Source organism: Neobacillus sp. MER 74, assembly GCF_023714155.1.
Window position 1 is genome coordinate 1 of sequence record NZ_JAMAUV010000101.1, and the last position, 280, is coordinate 280.

1 rRNA gene is annotated in these 280 nt (G+C 51.1%); it reads right to left on the reverse strand.

Features of this window, described 5'->3' with window-relative positions:
* Positions 1–280: ribosomal RNA gene (locus M3610_RS27695) — 23S ribosomal RNA — on the reverse strand; the annotation flags it as partial.

Below are 280 nucleotides of genomic sequence, written 5' to 3' on the forward strand. Positions count from 1 at the left end.
GGGTCTACGACCACATACTCAATTCGCCCTATTCAGACTCGCTTTCGCTGCGGCTCCGTCTCTTCAACTTAACCTTGCATGGGATCGTAACTCGCCGGTTCATTCTACAAAAGGCACGCCATCACCCGGCATTTTCCGAAGGAAATATGCACAGGGCTCTGACTACTTGTAGGCACACGGTTTCAGGAACTATTTCACTCCCCTTCCGGGGTGCTTTTCACCTTTCCCTCACGGTACTGGTTCACTATCGGTCACTAGGGAGTATTTAGCCTTGGGAGAT